Below are 16,716 nucleotides of genomic sequence, written 5' to 3'. Positions count from 1 at the left end.
CGTCATGCTGCTGCTCTTCACGCCCCTGCCCTATGCCGATCTCTCCTCGGCCTGGACCTTCCGCAACAAGTGGCGGCGCGCGGCTGTCGGGGCGGCGGGGATGTATGCCGATGCGATCTCCTGCGCGGTCGCGACGCTGCTCTGGGCCCATTCGCCGCCCGGGGCGATCAACGAGATCGCGCTCAACGTGATGTTCGTCACGGCCGTCTACACGCTCTTCTTCAACTCCAACCCGCTGATGCGGTTCGACGGGTATTTCATTCTGTCGGATCTCGTCGAAATCCCCAACCTGCACCAGGCCGCCAAGAGCCAGTTCAACGCGCGGATGCGCCTGTGGCTGCTGCGTGAACCGCTCCCGCCGGAGGCGCGCGTCTCGCCCCGCCGCGTCGCCTTCCTCATCGGGTTCTTCGTGGTCTCCAACGTTTACCGGATCATGATCATGGCCGGGATCGTGATCTTCATCGCCGATCAATATTTCGGTTTGGGGCTGGTGGTCGCGGCGGCGCTCGTGCTCAATGCCTTCGTCCTGCCGCTGGTGAAACTCGTGAAACCCCTCGCAAGCCCGCATTTCCGCCGCAAACACGCCCGCCCGCTGCGGATCATGGCCCTCGTGGGGGCAGGGCTCATCGCGCTTCTGGTCTTCCTGCCGGTGCCCGACTACCGGCGGCTCTCCGGCGTGGTTGCCCCGCTGCGCAGCGCGCAGGTTCTGGCCCCCGCCGCCGGGGTGCTGCGCGACGCGCCGCTGAGGACCGGCGACCGGGTCGCGCCCGGGGATCTCATCGCGCGGCTGGAAAACCCCGAGCTCGACCTGCAGCTCGAAAACCTTGAGGCCCGGCTGCGGGGGGCGGAGTTGCGCGCCGTGCGCAGCCGGTCGCGCGCCTCGGCCGATCTGGCCGCCATCGAAGAGGAAATCGCCGGTGTGCGCGCAAGCCTCGACAGCCTCCGGGACGAGGCCCGCCGCCTGACCCTGCGCGCCACCCGCGCCGGCGTCTGGCGCGATGCGGGGCTCACCGGACGGCGCGGGTCGTGGCTCTCGCAAGGGGCGGTCATCGGCGAGATCATCGAGCCGGACGGCCATGTCTTCCGCGCCGTCTTGCGGCAGGAGGCGGCCGAGGGCGTTGCCGGCCTGCCCGCCAGCGCCGCCGCGCTCAAGCTCGAAGGCGCCCGGGCGCTGGAGCTGCCGGTCACGGCGCTGCAGCTTGTCCCCTATTCGCGGCGCGATCTGCCCTCGCAATCGCTCGGCTCGGCCGGCGGCGGCGATCTTGCCGTGCGGGTCGACACGCCGACCAACCCCTCCGCCGCGCCCGGCTCCCAGGCCGTCGAGCGCTTCTTCCTGCTGACCGCCGGGCTCGATCTTGCCGCCGCGCCCGAGCTTGGCCAATCCGCGCTGACCGGCCGGTCCGGCTGGCTTCGGCTCACCCTCGCGCCCCGGCCCATCGCCGCCCAGCTCTGGACCACCGTGCAACAGTTCTTCCAGAAGCGGTACAAGCTGTGAGCGGCGCCGCCCAGACCGTACTCGCCGGGCTCAAGGCGCGCTATTCTGGCAGCGAGGAGGGTTCGCTCTGGGGTGGCGGGCCGCTCACGCTGACCGACCCGTCCCGACACCTGCGCCTGCTTGCGCCGCACCAGCATCAGGAGCGCCCGCGCCTGCTCGACCGCTGGGGCGCGACGGGCCTTGCCGTGCTGCGCCGCTTTGCCAACCCGATGCGGCGCTACGATCGCGTCGCGCGGCGCACCCTCGCCCGGGCCAAACGGCTCGAAGCGCTGAACGAGACCGACCTCGCCACCGAGATGCTGCGCGCCCGCGCGCGGTTGCGCAGCAGCTTTGACCCCGCCCGTACCCGGCTCGGCGCGGCGGAAATCGAGGCGCTCGTGCATCTGGTCGAGGCCGTGCGCCGCACCCACGGGTTCCGCCCCCACCCCGAACAGCTCATCGGCGTGCAGGCCCTGCTCGAAGGCGCGATCGCCGAGATGGCCACCGGCGAGGGCAAGACGCTCACCGCCGCGATCGCCGCCGTTGTCGCCGCCTGGCGCGGGCGGCCCTGTCACGTGGTGACCTCCAACGACTACCTCGCCGCGCGCGACGCCGAGATCAGCGGCAAGCTCTTCACCCAGTGCCGGGTGAGCGCCGCGAGCGTCACCACCGAGACCCCGCCGGACGCGCGCGCGGCGGGCTATGGCCACGACATCGTCTACACCACGGCCCAGTCGATCCTCGCCGATCACCTGCGCGACGGCCTCGCGCTCACCGGCGCGACCCACCCGGTGCAGGTCGCGCTCCGGGCGGCGCGCGCGGGCGGGCGGGCCGAGGCCGGCGGCACGGTGCAGCGCGGGCTGGGGCAGGTCATCGTCGACGAGGCCGACAGCGTGCTGATCGACGAGGCGATCACGCCGCTCATCATCTCCGCCGAGAAGCCCGACCCGATCCTCGAAGGCGCCGCCGAGACCTCCGTCGCCCTCGCCCGCGCGTTGCAGGACGGGCGCGACTACCGGGTCGATCACACGCTCCGCTCGCTTGACATCACCTCCGTGGGGCGCAAACGGCTGATGGCCGAAGCGCGCAAACTCGGGCCCTTCTGGCAGCGGGAGGATCGGGCCGAGGAGCTGGTGCGCATGGCGCTGTATGCCGAGCACCTGTTGCTGGAGGGCCAGCATTTCGTGATCGAGGAGGGCAAGGTCGTGCTGGTCGATGAGCTGACCGGGCGGCTCGCACGGCAGCGGACCCTCTCGCTGGGGATGCAACAGGTGCTGGAGGCGCGGCTCGGGCTGGAGATTTCACCGCCCTCCGAGGTGCGCGCCCGGCTCAGCTTCCAGCGCTATTTCGGCCGCGTCCCCCGACTCGGCGGCATGACCGGCACGGCGCGCGAGGCGCGCGACGAATTCGCCCGCGCCTACGGGCTCGCGGTGGTGCGCGTGCCCACGCACCGCCCCTCCCGCCGCAAGACCCAGTCCTTGCGCGCCTATGCCCGCGTGGCCGGGAAAAACGCCGCCATCGTCCGCGACGCGCTCGCCCTCGCAGATCGGGGCCGCGCCGTGCTCATCGGGCTGCGCAGCGTGGAGGCGAGCGCGGCCCTGGCCGAGGACTTCGCCGCCAAGGCGCCCGGGCGCGAGGTCGCCGTGCTCAACGCCGTCTTCGACAGCGAGGAGGCCGCGATCGTGGCCCAGGCGGGCCAATCGGGCCGCATCACCATCGCCACCAACATGGCCGGACGCGGCACCGATATCGCCATTGACGACACCGTCCGCGAGACCGGCGGGCTCCATGTCATCATCGCCGAGGTCAATGATTTCGCCCGGATCGACCGCCAGCTGGTGGGCCGCGGCGCGCGCCAGGGCGATCCCGGCACGGTCCGCGTCTATACCGCGCAGGATGACGAGCTTTTCCGCCGCTTCCTGCCCCCCGGCCTCGCGGCGTTCTGGCGCGGGATGCACCGGCTGCCCCCGGCGCAATCGCTGGCCGCACGGGCGATGATCCGCTATGCCCAAGGCCGGGCCGAACGGCTCGCCCGCAAACAACGCCGCGGCGCGCTCGACGCGGAACTAGAGCTTGAGAAGGGCACGATTTGATCGAAACCTCCACAGATGCGCTCGCCTCGCTCGCCGGATTCACCGGACCCGTGGCCGAGTTCTGGCCCGCGCTGGCCGAGGCCGCCCGGGCCGAGGCGCGCGCCAAGGAGGCGCTGATCTATGTCCGCGCGACGGAGGGCGAGGCCGGCGGCTGGCGCCTGATGGCGCGCGCACCCAAGGGCCAGACGGCGCCGGAGTTCGCCGCGCTCTGCCCCGTCCATGTGCTCACCGATCTCACCCGCGAAGGCTTTGCCGAACACGCCGGCGCCCTGCTCATGCCGGTCCATCTGGGGCGGAGCGGCGGGGCGCGCCAGCGCGCGGTGATGGTGCTGCGCGGCGCAAGGCCCGATCGCGCCGCGCTGCTCGCCCGGCTCATGCCGCTCACCGCCGCGCCGCTCTGTTTCGAGGCCGAACGCGGATCGCGCCGCGCGGGCCGCGACGCCGAGCGCATGGCCCAGACCATCGACCTGACCGCCCGGCTCCAGGGCGCGGGCGAATTCGGGCGCGCCGCGCTCATCTGGGTCAACGGGCTGGCCGAGCAATTCGCCTGCGATCAGGTGACGCTCATCTGGCGGGCCCGGGCGGGGATGCGGCTGCGCGCCGTGAGCCACGCCGAAGGGGTCGAACGGCGGACCGAGGCAAGCGCCCTCGCCGAGCAATGCGCCGAAGAAGCGCTGGCCCAGAGCGGCGAAATCCTTTGGCCCGAGAGCGCGCGCGACGACACCCTCGTCACCCACAGCCACGGCCAATACGCCGCCCTCGCCCACCCCGGCCACATGATCACCCTGCCGATGATCACTGAGGACGACCGGGGCCGCGCGCAATCGCTGGGCGCGGTCTTGCTGGAGAGGCGCCGGGGCGGATTCACCGCGACCGAACAATGGGCGCTGCGGCTGCATTGCGACATGGCGCAGGCGCCGCTGCAACGGCTCGAGCGCGAGACAGGCTGGCTCATCCCCCGCGTCGGCCGCGCCATCGCGCCCTCGATCCCCGGCCTGCTCAAGCCGCGCACCGCGCCGGGCCGGACATTGCTCGCGCTCGCCGCGGCCCTGGCCATCGCGGCCGCCTTCATCCCCCTGCCCTTCCGCATCACCGCCGCGGTCGTCCTGCGGACCGATGCGATGGCCTATATCAGCGCGCCATTTGACGGCTACGTCTCTGAAAGCAATCGTATTCTTGGGGATGTTGTCGCGCCGGGCGACGCGCTGTTCGACCTTGACCGCTCCGAGCTGGAACTGGAGCGCAACGCGCTTCTGGCCGAACTTGCGCAGGCCAACCGCGAGGCCGAGATCCAACGCGCTGCTGGCAAGCTCTCGGAGATGCAGATCGCGCGCGCCCGCGCCGTCGAGATCACCACCGAGCTGCGCCGGGTCGATCTGCGCCTTGCCGCCGCCACCGCCCGCGCGCCCATCGCCGGGATCGTGGTCGAGGGGGAGCCGGCCAAGATGATCGGCGAGCCGGTCCGCCGGGGCGATCCGGTCGTGACCCTCGCCGCGCTCTCGTCGCTCTACGTGGAGGCCGCCGTTTCGGAGCGGGACCTGAGCTTCCTGCGCGAAGGACAACAGACCGACGTCAGCCTTCTGGCGCGGCCCGACACCAGCGTGCCGCTCGCGGTGCGCACCGTGATTCCCGCCGCCGCGGCGCAGGATGGCGAGACGGTCTTTCCCGTCCGCCTGACCCAGCCCGAGGACCAGCCCGACTGGTGGCTCCCCGGCATGACCGGCGTGGCCAAGATCTCGGTCGACCACCGCCCGCTCTACTGGATCGCGAGCCGCCGGCTGGTGGATTACCTGCGCCTGTTGCTCTGGGTCTGACCGCCGCTCAGAACCGCAGCCCGAGGCCGAATTGCAGCCGGCTGACCTCGTCGCCATCTTTGGGATCGATCGGCTCGGAGACAAAGAGCGAGAGTGGCCCGATGGGCGAGGCCCAACTGATGCCGATTCCGACCGAGCGGCGCAGCGCGCCCCCGTCATAGTCGGCCGCCGTCTCGTAGACGTTGCCGATGTCGAAATAGGCCATGCCGAAAATCTTCTGCTCCCGGTCGAGCGGGGTCGCGGCTTCAAGCCCGGCCAGAACGCTGAACTGCCCGCCCGGATAGGCGACGTCGCTGCTGCCCGGCACAGGCGATTGCGGCCCGAGCGTGCCCTCGGCAAAGCCGCGCACGCTGCCCGGCCCGCCGGCGGCAAAGCTGCGCAGCACCGGGAACGGCCCGTCGCTCAAGGTATCGCCCAGCCCGACCGCGCCGTGGGTGCGCAGCTCGAAGCGCTCGCCGAAGGGCGCCCGATACTCGCCGCGCAGATAGGCCAGCCCGTAGCTTGTGTCGCCGGCGCGGCCCAGTTGCGTGTTGAGGCTGACCCGGGGACCGCGCCGCTGCCAGCCCTCGGAGAGGCGCGCGTCCCAAACGTAGTCGGCATAGACGAAGGCGTCGTTGATCTCCTCGCCCACGCTCTCGACATAGGCTGCGAGGAATTCCGGCAGGCTGTCGCGGTCATCCAGCGTTGAGCGGGTGAACCCCGCGCCGAAGCCGATGGAGCGGCGGGGATCGAGCGCGCGCGAGAAGCCGATGAGGGCCTCGGCCTGGGTGAAGGTGTAGTCGCCCGCCTGTGTCGCGCCGGGCTCGTAGCTGCGGATCGCGAAGGAGAGCACGCGGGCGTAGGGGCTTTCGTAGAAATCCGGGTCGGTCAGGGTCACATGGGCGGAGGTCGCGTAGCGGCTGAGCGAGAGGCCCATCGCAAGGCTGTCATCGCGCCCGCCGATCCGATGCTGGGTGAAGCCCGTGGTTGCCGAGAACTCCTCGGCTTCGGAATACCAGAGCCCGAAGGAAAGCTCGCCTTCCGGCCCGTTGAGCCCCGGTGTCACCGCCTCGCCCGCAGCGGGCCGCGCCGATTGAGCGACGGCGGCGGTCGTGGTCATTACCGCAAAGAGCAGCGCCCCCACCAAGAGGACTCCGGCCCGCGTCCCGTGTTTTCGCGTCATCCTATCGCCCCCATGAGCCCCGTTGAAACGGACTATGCCCTTGTTTTCCTTACGTCACAACCGCGGAGCACCCCCCGCAATTCGGCTTTCCCGAGCGCGCGTCTCCCGGGTCACACTCTTTGGGCCGTGCGCCTGTTGCCCGGCGCTCAGCCATGGGTGATCACCACCTCGCGCACCTCGTCCGAGACGGCCTCGATGGCGCGGGTCATAAGGCCAATAAGATGGGTCTGGACGTAGCGCGCGTGAAACCGGCTCGGCGCGCGCAGCGTCAACCGGCCCCCTGCCCTGCCCTCACGGGTCAGGGCCCGGAGCCATGCGGCATAGGCGCCGGGGTGGTCCTGATAGATCAGCGCCTGCGCCAGTGACCATTCGGAGCCGTCGGAGAGATCGGGCGGCGCGGTGCCCCCGCTCGGGAAGGCCACGACCTTGGGATCGGGCGCGGCGGCCTCGTCGCTGTCGCCGCGCATCCGATGGGCGAAATCCGGGCCCACACGGTCCCAGCCGGGCCGCGACGCATCGAAAATTGCCTCGATCCCGAGCCCGTATTGCGCCACCCTGCCCCGCACACCTTGGCGCTTGAGCACGAGCCAGCCGTTGGCGCGAAGCTGTGCCATCTCACGTTTCACGGTGCGCGGATCGCAGGACCACAGCCGGGCGATCTCGGCCTGACCCACGGCGAGCTCATCGCGGGACCAGTTGTATCGGGCCGTGATGAGCGTAATAAGACGCAGCGCCCGACGCTGATCGCTTTTTCCTTGCGCCAGCGCGAGCGTGCCCAACGCCGTGATGAGGTCGTATTTTCGCGATGCGGCACCACGCCCCACCGGTTTTACTGCGATCATCGCCCTGCCCTTCGACTTGGCCTCTATCCCGGCTCTTTGTCCGGTTTCGTCTTTTGCCCGGGTTCGGTATGTCCAGGCGTCTGGTTCTGACTGTCTGTCGTTTCCGGCCAGAACACAACGTCTTTCCCGATCTTTCAGCAATTAGCGTCCAACGCTTCGATTCTGTCAAGGGTTGACGCCAAGGTTGTCCTGATCCCTTCAATTCTGAATATCAAAATTGAGGTTTATTGGTATTGGGTGACGTCTTGGTTGCCCCCTATTAGGTTGGTTTTGTCCCCCAATATGTGGCGCCGGGTGCAAAGCTGTCCCCCCAATCTTGGTGCCCACCGCCATGTTCTCTGGCTCACCCCGATTCGGGGCCTTCTGCCTTTGGCGGCGGGTGTGTGGCGCCAATGCCGCCCTCGGCGGTCACAGAATATTCCCTTTTGATATTTTCGCAAATTCGGCGTATTTGGAAAACGAACGGATATTAGCGTCCGCGAAAACTGAAAGAAGAATGAGGCATGTCCCCGCGGGGACGTCGACAAGGAGCCGCGCCGATGTTCACCCATGAAGACCTCGAAGCGTTGCAGACGAAATCGCTCAAAATGCAGGGCTTTATCCGGCAACAGACCTTCTCGCCCGAGTTGGCCAAGACCCTGCGCCGGTTTTCGAGCTGGGAAGTCTCGGAGCTGATCTTCAAGGTCAACCAGTCGACCATGCGGGGGCGCCTTGCTGCTGATCCGTCGCTGCCTCAAGGCGAGGTCGAGCCGGAGGGGCGGCAGCGGTGGTACACGCTTGAAGAGATCAACGAGCTGCGGCGACGGCTCAAGGTCAACCGCAAGTCGCTCATGCCGCCGCGCCCGGCTGGCAAGCGCGCGATCCGCGCGGCGATCGCCAACTTCAAAGGTGGCGCGGGCAAGTCGACCGTCGCGCTGCATTTCGCCCATGCGGCCGCGCTCGATGGGTATCGCGTGCTCTGTGTCGATTTCGATCCGCAAGCGACCCTTTCCCATTCCATGGGCCTCACGGATGTGCAGGAAGAGTTCACCGTCTGGGGCGTCATGGCGCGTGATCTGATCCGGGAGACCGAGCGGATGAACAGCGCGGAGCAGGGCGCTGAGAGCGGGGCCGCCCTGCCCCAACGTCGCCTGCCCGCCTCCGTGACCGGCATGGGCCTCGGAGACCTGCGAATAACCGATTTCATAAAGCCGACGAACTGGCCCACCATTGATATCATCCCCAGCTGTGCCAATGCGGCCTTCGTCGAGTTTGCCAGTGCGCAGTACCGCCACCTCAACCCAGAGTGGTCCTTCTTTGCGGCCGTTTCGCGCTTCCTCGACGGGCTCGCGCCGGATGCCTATGACGTGATCCTCTTCGATTGCCCGCCGGCCATCGGCTACCAGTCGATGAACGCGGTCTTTGCTGCCGATGTGCTTTATGTGCCTTCGGGGCCTGGGTACTGGGAGTATGACAGCACCACGTCTTTTATCGGTCAGCTCGCCGAGGCGCTCGAAGATCTGGGGCAGTTCAACGGCTCTGTCCCCGCGGGGACGGGCACGCTGCCCAAGGCATTTGCCGACCTGCGCTTCATGCTCACCCGGTATGAGCCCAACAACGAGTTGCACCGGGCAATGCAGCAGGCATTCGTCAAGGTTTTTGGCGACAGGGTGACGGAGCATCCAATCGAGTTGACCCGTGCGGTCGAGCAGTCCGGCCGCTTCCTGTCCTCGATCTATGAGACCGATTATCGCGAAATGACCCGAGAGACATGGCGCCGCGCGCGGGCCTCGTTTGATCGGGCTTACGAGGAATTTCGGGGCAATCTTCTAATCGCCTGGAGCAAGCTGGAGGATGAGGCATGAGCAGGAAACGGCGCGTCTTCGACATCAATTTTGACGGCGATCTGGACGGCGGGGCAGGGGATGTCCCCGCGGGGACAGAGACGGGTGACGGCAAACGCGGGCCCATGGCGGCCGCGATCACCGAAAACGCCGAAGCGCTCACCGCGCGCGATGCCGCCGCCGCCGCGATCCGGGCGGAGAACGACGCGCTTGCCCATGAGCATGTGCGGCTGAAGAAGGCCGGATTGATCACGGATTTGGTGCCCATAGATGCGGTGGATGCTGCCCGGCTTACGCGGGACCGCGCGGAGGAGCGGGATGCGGAGATCGACGAGTTGAAACACTCGATCCGCCAGATTGGCCTCTCCAATCCGATCCGCGTGGATGCGGCTGGCGAACGGTTCGAGCTCATTCAGGGCTATCGTCGCCTGACCGCGTTCCGCGAGCTTTACGCCGAGACCGGTGACGCGGCCTTTGCCCGAATCCCGGCCGTGATCAACGCGCGTGGGGAGGACATGACGCTGCTCTATCGCCGTATGGTGGACGAGAACCTCGTACGCCGCGGCGTGAGCTTCGGGGAGCTTGCTCGGCTGGCCATGGCGTACCGCGATCAGGATCCGAACATGCAGAGCTATCACCAAGCGGTCGAGCTGATCTTCGCCTCGGCGAGCCGCCAGAAACGCTCGCATATTCGCAGTTTTGTTGACCTGCTCGCCGCCGTTGGGGAGGACATCCGCTTCCCGCAGTCGATCGCGCGCGCCTTGGGCCAGAAGGTCCTGCGCAAGATCGGAGAGGAGGGGCCAGAGACGTTGCGCGCCATGCTGCGCGCGCGGCCGGATCGCGACGAGGCCGGGGAGCTTGCCGTGCTGGAGGCCTATCTCAAAGAGAGCGCCGCGAAGCAGGGGCCCAAGGCCGCAAGCGGGAAGACGACGTTCAAGGTCGCGCGCGCGGAGGGCGTGGCGAAATGCACAGCGGCTCCGGGGCGGGTGGAGTTGCGTTTGGACCGTGATTTCAGCGCCGAGAAACGCGCACGGCTGGAGCAGGCCGTGGTGGCATTTTTCGATGTGCTGGACGGGTAGGGGGCGGACGTCCCCGCGGGGACAGGCTGGCAACTTGCGCGGTGCGGGCGCCGAAGGTATACTCCCGGATCATACGCATGAATTGGGAGGGTGCCATGGGCCGGATTAAGGTGAATATGACACTTGACGCAGAGGTCGCGGCGTCCGCCCGGGCGCTCGGGCTCAACATGTCGCGGCTTGCGGAAGCGGCGATCGCTGAGGCGGCGAAGACGGAGCGGAACAGGCAATGGCGCGCGGAGAACGCGGCGGCGATCGAGGGATATGCCGAGGAGGTTGCCCGGGACGGGATGCCACTCGCTCGGTTCCGCACATTCTGAGGCGTGACGCATGGCTCAGTTTGACGTCTATCGGCTCGACGGCGGGCAACTTGTGGTGGACCTGCAAACCGATCTGATCGGGATTGAGGCGTCGCGGATCGTGGCGCCGCTTCGCGAAGCGGGGAGCTACGCCGCTTTCGCGGGACTTACGCCAGAGGTGGAAGTAGACGGCGCGCGCTGGATCGTGCGGGTTCAGGAGCTCGCCGCGGTTCCGGGCGCAGAGTTGCGCGCTCCGGTTGCCTCGCTCGCAGGGGAGCGGGACGCGCTCAAACGTGCCTTGGATATCCTGATCGACGGCGTCTGAGCGGGATTTCGGCGCGACAATTGTCAGCATTTTAACAGCGTCCGATAAGATAACATTATTGGACAAAATAAGCCTACGCAGAGAGCGGCGCTTAGAAGGGCTAAATCGCGGATAAAAGCGCCGTGATATTTAGGGGCAGTGCCGAACGTCCGTTCCCCAGTTCTCGCACGCGGTCGCGAGCTCGTGGGGCAGGGTGAGGTCCGTGTAGAAGACATCGACGTCGGCCAGCGACGCGATGCGCGCCGGGGCGCTGCGGGAGAATTTTGTGTGATCTGCCACGAGGCAGGTCCGGTTGGAGCGGTTCAGGATGGTCTGGCTCACGCTGACCTCCTGGATGTCGAAGTCGAGCAAATCGCCGTCGTGGTCGAGGGCCGAGCAGCCGATCACCGCGAGGTCGAACTTGAATTTGCGGATCGTCTCGGCCGCCAGCGTACCCACCAACCCACCGTCCGAGCGGCGCAGCGTGCCGCCGGTTACGATCACCTCGCAGCCGGGGTTGGCGGCGAGGATATTGGCGACGTTCATGTTGTTGGTGACGACCATAAGCGCCTGATGGTGCAGCAGTTCGCGCGCGACGGCTTCGGTCGAGGTGCCCAGGTTGAGAAAGAGCGAGATCCCGTCGGGGATATCGGCGGCACAGGCGCGGGCGATGGCCTGTTTTGCGTCGGGGTTGAGTGCCCGGCGCGTTTCGTAGCCGATGTTGCTCACGCCCGAGGGCAGTACCGCGCCGCCGTATACCCGCTCCAGCCGTCCTGCCTCGGCCAGATCGGTCAGATCGCGCCGAATCGTCTGTGCCGCCACGCCGAAATGCGCGGCGAGTCCGTCGACCGTGACCTTTCCATCGCGCCGGGCGATTTCGAGAATCTCCGGGTGGCGGAAGCTCTGGGCCGATTTGCGTTCTCTGGGCTGCATCGGGGGCTCCATGGGGCGGCTGCGCGGATCCATTCCGCCGAGAGTTTACAAAAAGCCACACGATTTCAATCGAAAAACCCCGGTAAACCTCCAATAACGAACATTTACGCCGCAGTGCAGCGGCGATTTTCCCAAGATAACACTCAATAACGAACAGAAACGAACACTTCCCGGTTGCCAAAGCATCAGCGCGGGGGCATACCTTTGACATGCGCGTAAGGAGGAGCCCCGCGTGACATCGTTTGACAGCAGCGACACGACCGATCTCTTCGTCATCGGTGGCGGGATCAACGGGTGCGGCATCGCGCGCGATGCGGTGGGGCGGGGCTATTCCGTCGCATTGGCCGAGATGGGCGATCTAGCGTCCGCGACCTCCTCGGCCTCCACCAAGCTCTTTCATGGCGGGTTGCGCTATCTCGAATATTTCGAGGTCCGGCTGGTGCGCGAGGCACTGATCGAGCGCGAGGTGCTCTTGCGCGCAATGCCCCACATCAGCTGGCCGATGCGCTTTGTCCTTCCGGTCCACAAGGAGATGCGCTTCGAGAGCGACACGCCGACCTCGCGCCTCCTGAGCTATGTCATGCCTTGGCTGAAGGGGCGGCGCCCGGACTGGCTCATCCGGCTGGGGCTGCTGATGTATGACACATTGGGCGGGCGCAAGATCCTGCCCGGAACGCAGGTCCTCGCACTCAAGGGCACGCCGGAAGGCGCTCCGCTGGAGCCGCGGTTCGAACATGCCTTCGAATATTCCGACTGCTGGATCGAAGACGCCAAACTCGTTTCGCTCAACGCGCGCGATGCGGCGCTGCGGGGCGCGCGGATTCATGTCCGGACCAAGGTCCTGCGGGCCGAGCGGGTGGGCGATCTGTGGGAAGTCGAGACCGAGAACACGCAGACCGGCGCCCGCGCCACGCACCGCGCGCGGATGCTGGTCAACGCGGCGGGGCCCTGGGTTGGCGACGTGATCCAGTCGCGGATTGGGGTCAACTCCCGCGAGGGGGTCCGGCTGGTGCGCGGCTCACACATCGTGGTGCCGCGGCTCTACGATCACGAGAAATGCTATTTCTTCCAGGGATCGGACGGGCGCATCATCTTTGCCATCCCATATGAGAGCGAATTCACCCTGATCGGCACGACCGACGCCGAGCATGAGGACCCTCAGACGCCGCCCGTCTGCACCGAGGAGGAGAAGCGCTATCTGATCGACTTCGCCAACCGGTATTTCGCGCAGGACATCGCGCCCGAGGATGTGGTCTGGACCTATTCCGGCGTGCGCCCGCTCTATGATGACGGCAGCAGCAGCGCCACCGCCGCGACGCGGGATTACACGCTCAAGCTCGATGCCACGACCGGCGCGCCGCTGCTCAATATCTTCGGCGGCAAGATCACGACCTATCGCCGGCTGGCCGAAAGCGCGCTGGAGAAGATCGGCGAGGCGCTCGGGGGGCGCGGCGCGGCCTGGACCGCGGGGGTGCCGCTTCCGGGCGGCGATTTCCCGGTGGACGGGGTCGCGGATCTGGTGGCCGATTTGCGCGCGCGGTACACCTTCCTGACGCCCGCCTGGGCGCTGCGGCTGGTGCGGGCTTATGGGACTGAAGCGCGTGAGATTCTGGGCGCGGCCCGAAGCGCCGAGGCGCTTGGCCAGAGTTTCGGCGCAACGTTGACGGAAGCGGAGCTGCGCTGGCTCATGGACAAGGAATTCGCCCGGACGGCCGAAGACGTGGTCTGGCGCCGGACCAAGCTCGGGCTGCGGATGACGGCGGAAGAGATCGCGGCGGTCGATGACTGGATGGCCGCCAATGCCGGCGCCCGGACCGATGCCGCGGAATGATGGGGGGAGACAGGGATGACGCTTGAACTCAGAGGCGTGTCGAAGCAGGTCGAGGGGCAGACCCATATTCACCCGACCGATCTGGTGCTCGAAAACGGCACGATGAACGTGCTCCTTGGGCCGACCTCGTCGGGCAAGACCTCGCTCATGCGGCTGATGGCGGGGCTCGATGTGCCCACGCGCGGCCAGGTGCTCTGGCAGGGCGAGGACGTGACCGGGCAGCGGGTGCAGGATCGCAAGGTCGCGATGGTCTACCAGCAGTTCATCAATTACCCCTCGATGAGCGTTTACGACAACATCGCCTCGCCGATGAAGCTCATGGGCGTGGACCGCGCCGAGCTTGACCGGCGGGTTCGTGAGACGGCCGATCTGATGCAGCTCACGCCGATGCTGGAGCGCAAGCCGTTGGAGCTTTCGGGCGGCCAGCAGCAGCGTTGCGCCCTCGCCCGGGCGCTGGTCAAGAACGCCGGGCTCGTGTTGCTCGATGAGCCGCTTGCCAACCTCGACTACAAGCTCCGCGAGGAGCTGCGGGCCGAGATCCCCAAGATCTTCGAAGCTTCCGGCGCGATCTTCGTTTATGCCACGACCGAACCCGAGGAGGCGCTCCTGCTTGGCGGGCAGACGGCCACGCTCTGGGAAGGCCGGGTGACGCAATTCGGCCAGACGCCGGATGTCTATCGCCGCCCTGTCGATGCGACCACCGCCCGCGTCTTCAGCGACCCGCCGATGAACTTCCTGCGGATTTCCAAGACCGGCGCGAAGATCATGTTCGGCGACGGGCAGAGCACCGGGGCGACGGGCGCGCTCGTCGATCTGCCCGATGGGCGCTACACCGCCGGGTTCCGGCCCAACCACCTTGAGATCGCGCAGCATTCGCCCGACGCGATGGCGTTCGACACCACGCTGACCGTCACCGAACTCACCGGCTCCGAGACCTTTGTCCACCTCGATCACCACGGCGAGCGGTGGGTCGGGCTTGTCCACGGGCTGCATGATCTGACGATCGGCGCGGGGCTGACCGTCTGGCTCGATCCGCGCCACGTCTACATTTTCGCCGAGAACGGCAGTCTGGTCGCCCCGGCGGCCTATGCGCTCGCGGCCTGAGGGGGAACAGAGATGGCCAAGATCACGCTCGACAATCTCGCGCACTCCTACCTCGCCAACCCGGCCTCGGAGGATGATTTCGCGCTCAAGGAGCTCAACCACGACTGGGACGACGGCGCGGCCTACGCGCTGCTCGGCGCCTCGGGGTGCGGCAAGTCCACGCTCCTCAACATCATCTCGGGGCTCTTGCGCCCGAGCCAGGGGCGGATCCTCTTCGACGGTCAGGACGTGACCGACGCGCCCACCGCCGAGCGCAACATCGCGCAGGTGTTCCAGTTCCCGGTGGTCTACGACACCATGACCGTGCACGACAATCTCGCCTTCCCGCTGCGCAATCGCGGCCGGGACGAGAGCTACGTCGCCGAGCGGGTGCAGGAAATCGCGCGGATGATCGGCATGGAGGAGATGCTCCACAAGAAGGCGCGCGGCCTCACCGCCGACGCCAAGCAGAAGATCAGCCTCGGGCGCGGGATGGTGCGCAAGGACGTCAACGCGCTGCTCTTCGACGAGCCGCTGACGGTCATTGACCCGCATATGAAATGGGAGCTGCGGACCCAGCTCAAGAAGCTGCACCACGATTTCGGCCACACGATGATCTACGTCACCCACGATCAGACCGAAGCGCTCACCTTCGCCGACAAGGTTGTGGTCATGTATGACGGGCGGGTGGTGCAGATCGGCACGCCCGAAGAGCTCTTCGAGCGGCCCGAGCATACGTTTGTCGGCTATTTCATCGGCTCGCCGGGGATGAACGTCATCCCGGCGCGTGTCGAGGGCGACCGGGCCTATGTCAACGGCGCGCAAATCCCGCTCACCCGCGGCTATCGCGGGCTCGGCGGCAAGGTCGAGATCGGGGTGCGCCCCGAATTCGCGCGGCTCTCCAAGGGCGAGGGCCTGCCGGTCAAGGTGCTCCGGGTCGAGGACGTGGGCCGCCACAAGATCATTCGGGCGGAGTTCTTCGGCAAGACCATCAACATCTTCGCCGGGGAGGACGACGCCGTCGGCGCGGATATGAACCGGGTCGTGTTCGACCCCGCCCATGTCAATGTCTATGCCGATGACTGGCGCGTCGAAGGGGAGGTCGCGTGATGGAAAAGACGATCAACCAAAAAGCCTGGTTCCTCGTGCTGCCGGTGCTTCTGCTGGTGGCGTTCTCGGCGGTGATCCCGCTGATGACGGTGGTCAACTACTCGGTGCAGGACACGTTCGGCAACAACCAGTTCTTCTGGGCCGGGCTCGAATGGTTCGAGGAAATGCTGGCCTCCGAGCGGATGTGGAATGCGCTCGGGCGTCAGCTGATGTTCTCGGCGATCATCCTCGCGATCGAGATTCCGCTGGGGATTTTCGTCGCGCTCAACATGCCCAAGGGCGGGTTCTGGGCCTCCTTCTGCCTCGTCGTCATGTCGCTGCCGCTGTTGATTCCGTGGAACGTGGTCGGCACGATCTGGCAGATTTTCGGCCGGGTCGACATCGGCCTTCTGGGCTACACGCTCGACGCGCTCGGGGTCGATTACAACTATACGCAGGACGTGTTCGCCGCCTGGATCACCATCGTGGTGATGGATGTCTGGCACTGGACCTCGCTCGTGGCGCTGCTGGCTTTCGCTGGGCTGAAGTCGATCCCCGACGCCTACTATCAGGCCGCCAAGATCGATCAGGCCTCGCGCTGGAAAGTGTTCCGCTTCATCGAGCTGCCCAAGATGGCGGGCGTGCTGATGATCGCCGTGCTCTTGCGCTTCATGGACAGTTTCATGATCTATACCGAGCCCTTCGTGGTGACCGGGGGCGGCCCCGGCAACGCCACCACGCTGCTCTCCATCGACCTCGTGAAGATGGCGCTCGGGCAGTTCGACCTCGGCCCGGCGGCGGCCTTCTCGATCATGTATTTCCTCGTGATCCTGCTCATCTCGTGGGTGTTCTACACGGTGATGACCAACCTCGACAAAGCGGAGGGCTGAGCC

Annotated in this window: 14 protein-coding genes; 11 read left to right on the top strand and 3 right to left on the bottom strand. The window is 67.0% G+C overall.

What is annotated here, in order from left to right:
• The 3 genes from BM353_RS16680 to BM353_RS13455 form a co-directional block, all read left to right on the top strand.
• Window positions 1-1,495, top strand: a 1,495-nt coding sequence (locus BM353_RS16680; RefSeq protein ID WP_143104168.1) for an efflux RND transporter periplasmic adaptor subunit, incomplete at its 5' end; no start/stop codon positions are given.
• Window positions 1,492-3,567: a preprotein translocase subunit SecA gene (locus BM353_RS13460; protein WP_143104167.1), complete on the top strand. Its 2,076-nt coding sequence runs from the start codon at window positions 1,492-1,494 to the stop codon at window positions 3,565-3,567. The genes BM353_RS16680 and BM353_RS13460, both read left to right, overlap by 4 nt.
• The gene (locus BM353_RS13455; RefSeq protein WP_092081749.1) at window positions 3,564-5,381 is read left to right on the top strand and encodes an efflux RND transporter periplasmic adaptor subunit; all 1,818 of its coding nucleotides are present in this window, start codon (window positions 3,564-3,566) and stop codon (window positions 5,379-5,381) included. Before BM353_RS13460 ends, BM353_RS13455 begins: the two co-directional genes overlap by 4 nt.
• Before the next feature lie 7 nt (window positions 5,382-5,388).
• Here BM353_RS13455 and BM353_RS13450 read toward each other — a convergent pair whose 3' ends face one another.
• Together BM353_RS13450 and BM353_RS13445 are read right to left on the bottom strand one after the other, a co-directional pair.
• Entirely contained in the window at window positions 5,389-6,543 is a 1,155-nt protein-coding gene (locus BM353_RS13450; protein WP_092081747.1) for a BamA/TamA family outer membrane protein, read from the bottom strand.
• 146 nt (window positions 6,544-6,689) lie between these two features.
• On the bottom strand, window positions 6,690-7,385 hold the full coding sequence (locus BM353_RS13445) for a hypothetical protein (protein ID WP_092081745.1): 696 nt from the start codon (window positions 7,383-7,385) through the stop codon (window positions 6,690-6,692).
• Window positions 7,386-7,924: 539 nt separating this feature from the next.
• Here BM353_RS13445 and BM353_RS13440 point away from each other — a divergent pair.
• From BM353_RS13440 to BM353_RS13425, 4 genes are all read left to right on the top strand, one after another.
• Entirely contained in the window at window positions 7,925-9,229 is a 1,305-nt protein-coding gene (locus tag BM353_RS13440) for an AAA family ATPase (RefSeq protein ID WP_092081743.1), read from the top strand.
• A complete protein-coding gene (locus tag BM353_RS13435) occupies window positions 9,226-10,287 on the top strand; it encodes a ParB/RepB/Spo0J family partition protein (protein ID WP_092081741.1) in 1,062 nt (353 codons plus the stop codon). Before BM353_RS13440 ends, BM353_RS13435 begins: the two co-directional genes overlap by 4 nt.
• A gap of 116 nt (window positions 10,288-10,403) precedes the next feature.
• Window positions 10,404-10,604, top strand: coding sequence for a type II toxin-antitoxin system CcdA family antitoxin (locus BM353_RS13430; protein WP_245759654.1), 201 nt, complete (start codon window positions 10,404-10,406; stop codon window positions 10,602-10,604).
• A 10-nt stretch (window positions 10,605-10,614) separates the two neighbouring features.
• The gene (locus BM353_RS13425; protein ID WP_092081739.1) at window positions 10,615-10,908 is read left to right on the top strand and encodes a CcdB family protein; all 294 of its coding nucleotides are present in this window, start codon (window positions 10,615-10,617) and stop codon (window positions 10,906-10,908) included.
• Window positions 10,909-11,037: 129 nt separating this feature from the next.
• Here the strand turns inward: BM353_RS13425 and BM353_RS13420 are convergent, their stop codons facing one another.
• A complete protein-coding gene (locus tag BM353_RS13420) occupies window positions 11,038-11,820 on the bottom strand; it encodes a DeoR/GlpR family DNA-binding transcription regulator (RefSeq protein WP_092081757.1) in 783 nt (260 codons plus the stop codon).
• 232 nt (window positions 11,821-12,052) lie between these two features.
• Here BM353_RS13420 and glpD point away from each other — a divergent pair, with 232 nt between their 5' ends.
• From glpD to BM353_RS13400, 4 genes are read left to right on the top strand one after another with little or no spacing between them, the layout of a single operon-like run.
• Window positions 12,053-13,651, top strand: a complete 1,599-nt coding sequence (gene glpD, locus BM353_RS13415) for a glycerol-3-phosphate dehydrogenase (RefSeq protein ID WP_092081737.1) — start codon at window positions 12,053-12,055, stop codon at window positions 13,649-13,651.
• Between the two features lie 15 nt (window positions 13,652-13,666).
• Entirely contained in the window at window positions 13,667-14,755 is a 1,089-nt protein-coding gene (locus BM353_RS13410; protein ID WP_092081735.1) for an ABC transporter ATP-binding protein, read from the top strand.
• A gap of 12 nt (window positions 14,756-14,767) precedes the next feature.
• Window positions 14,768-15,844, top strand: coding sequence for an ABC transporter ATP-binding protein (locus BM353_RS13405; protein ID WP_092081733.1), 1,077 nt, complete (start codon window positions 14,768-14,770; stop codon window positions 15,842-15,844).
• Window positions 15,844-16,713 (top strand): carbohydrate ABC transporter permease, encoded by an 870-nt coding sequence (locus BM353_RS13400; protein ID WP_092081731.1) that lies wholly within the window; start codon window positions 15,844-15,846, stop codon window positions 16,711-16,713. The genes BM353_RS13405 and BM353_RS13400 overlap by 1 nt, the downstream gene beginning before the upstream one ends.
• Window positions 16,714-16,716 lie beyond the last annotated feature (3 nt).

Source organism: Poseidonocella sedimentorum, assembly GCF_900116005.1.
Lineage (GTDB): Bacteria > Pseudomonadota > Alphaproteobacteria > Rhodobacterales > Rhodobacteraceae > Poseidonocella > Poseidonocella sedimentorum.
Note: the sequence above shows the minus strand (reverse complement) of the source record. Positions and strands in the feature narration are given on the sequence as shown.

Excerpts from the sequence above, each read along its gene's own strand:
- BM353_RS13440 (WP_092081743.1), top strand. The coding sequence starts at position 7,925 with ATGTTCACCCATGAAGACCTCGAAGCGTTGCAGACGAAATCGCTCAAA.
- BM353_RS13450 (WP_092081747.1), bottom strand. The coding sequence starts at position 6,543 with ATGACGCGAAAACACGGGACGCGGGCCGGAGTCCTCTTGGTGGGGGCG.
- BM353_RS13445 (WP_092081745.1), bottom strand. The coding sequence starts at position 7,385 with ATGATCGCAGTAAAACCGGTGGGGCGTGGTGCCGCATCGCGAAAATAC.
- BM353_RS13400 (WP_092081731.1), top strand. The coding sequence starts at position 15,844 with ATGGAAAAGACGATCAACCAAAAAGCCTGGTTCCTCGTGCTGCCGGTG.
- BM353_RS13420 (WP_092081757.1), bottom strand. The coding sequence starts at position 11,820 with ATGCAGCCCAGAGAACGCAAATCGGCCCAGAGCTTCCGCCACCCGGAG.
- BM353_RS13435 (WP_092081741.1), top strand. The coding sequence starts at position 9,226 with ATGAGCAGGAAACGGCGCGTCTTCGACATCAATTTTGACGGCGATCTG.
- BM353_RS13425 (WP_092081739.1), top strand. The coding sequence starts at position 10,615 with ATGGCTCAGTTTGACGTCTATCGGCTCGACGGCGGGCAACTTGTGGTG.
- BM353_RS13410 (WP_092081735.1), top strand. The coding sequence starts at position 13,667 with ATGACGCTTGAACTCAGAGGCGTGTCGAAGCAGGTCGAGGGGCAGACC.
- BM353_RS13405 (WP_092081733.1), top strand. The coding sequence starts at position 14,768 with ATGGCCAAGATCACGCTCGACAATCTCGCGCACTCCTACCTCGCCAAC.
- BM353_RS13430 (WP_245759654.1), top strand. The coding sequence starts at position 10,404 with ATGACACTTGACGCAGAGGTCGCGGCGTCCGCCCGGGCGCTCGGGCTC.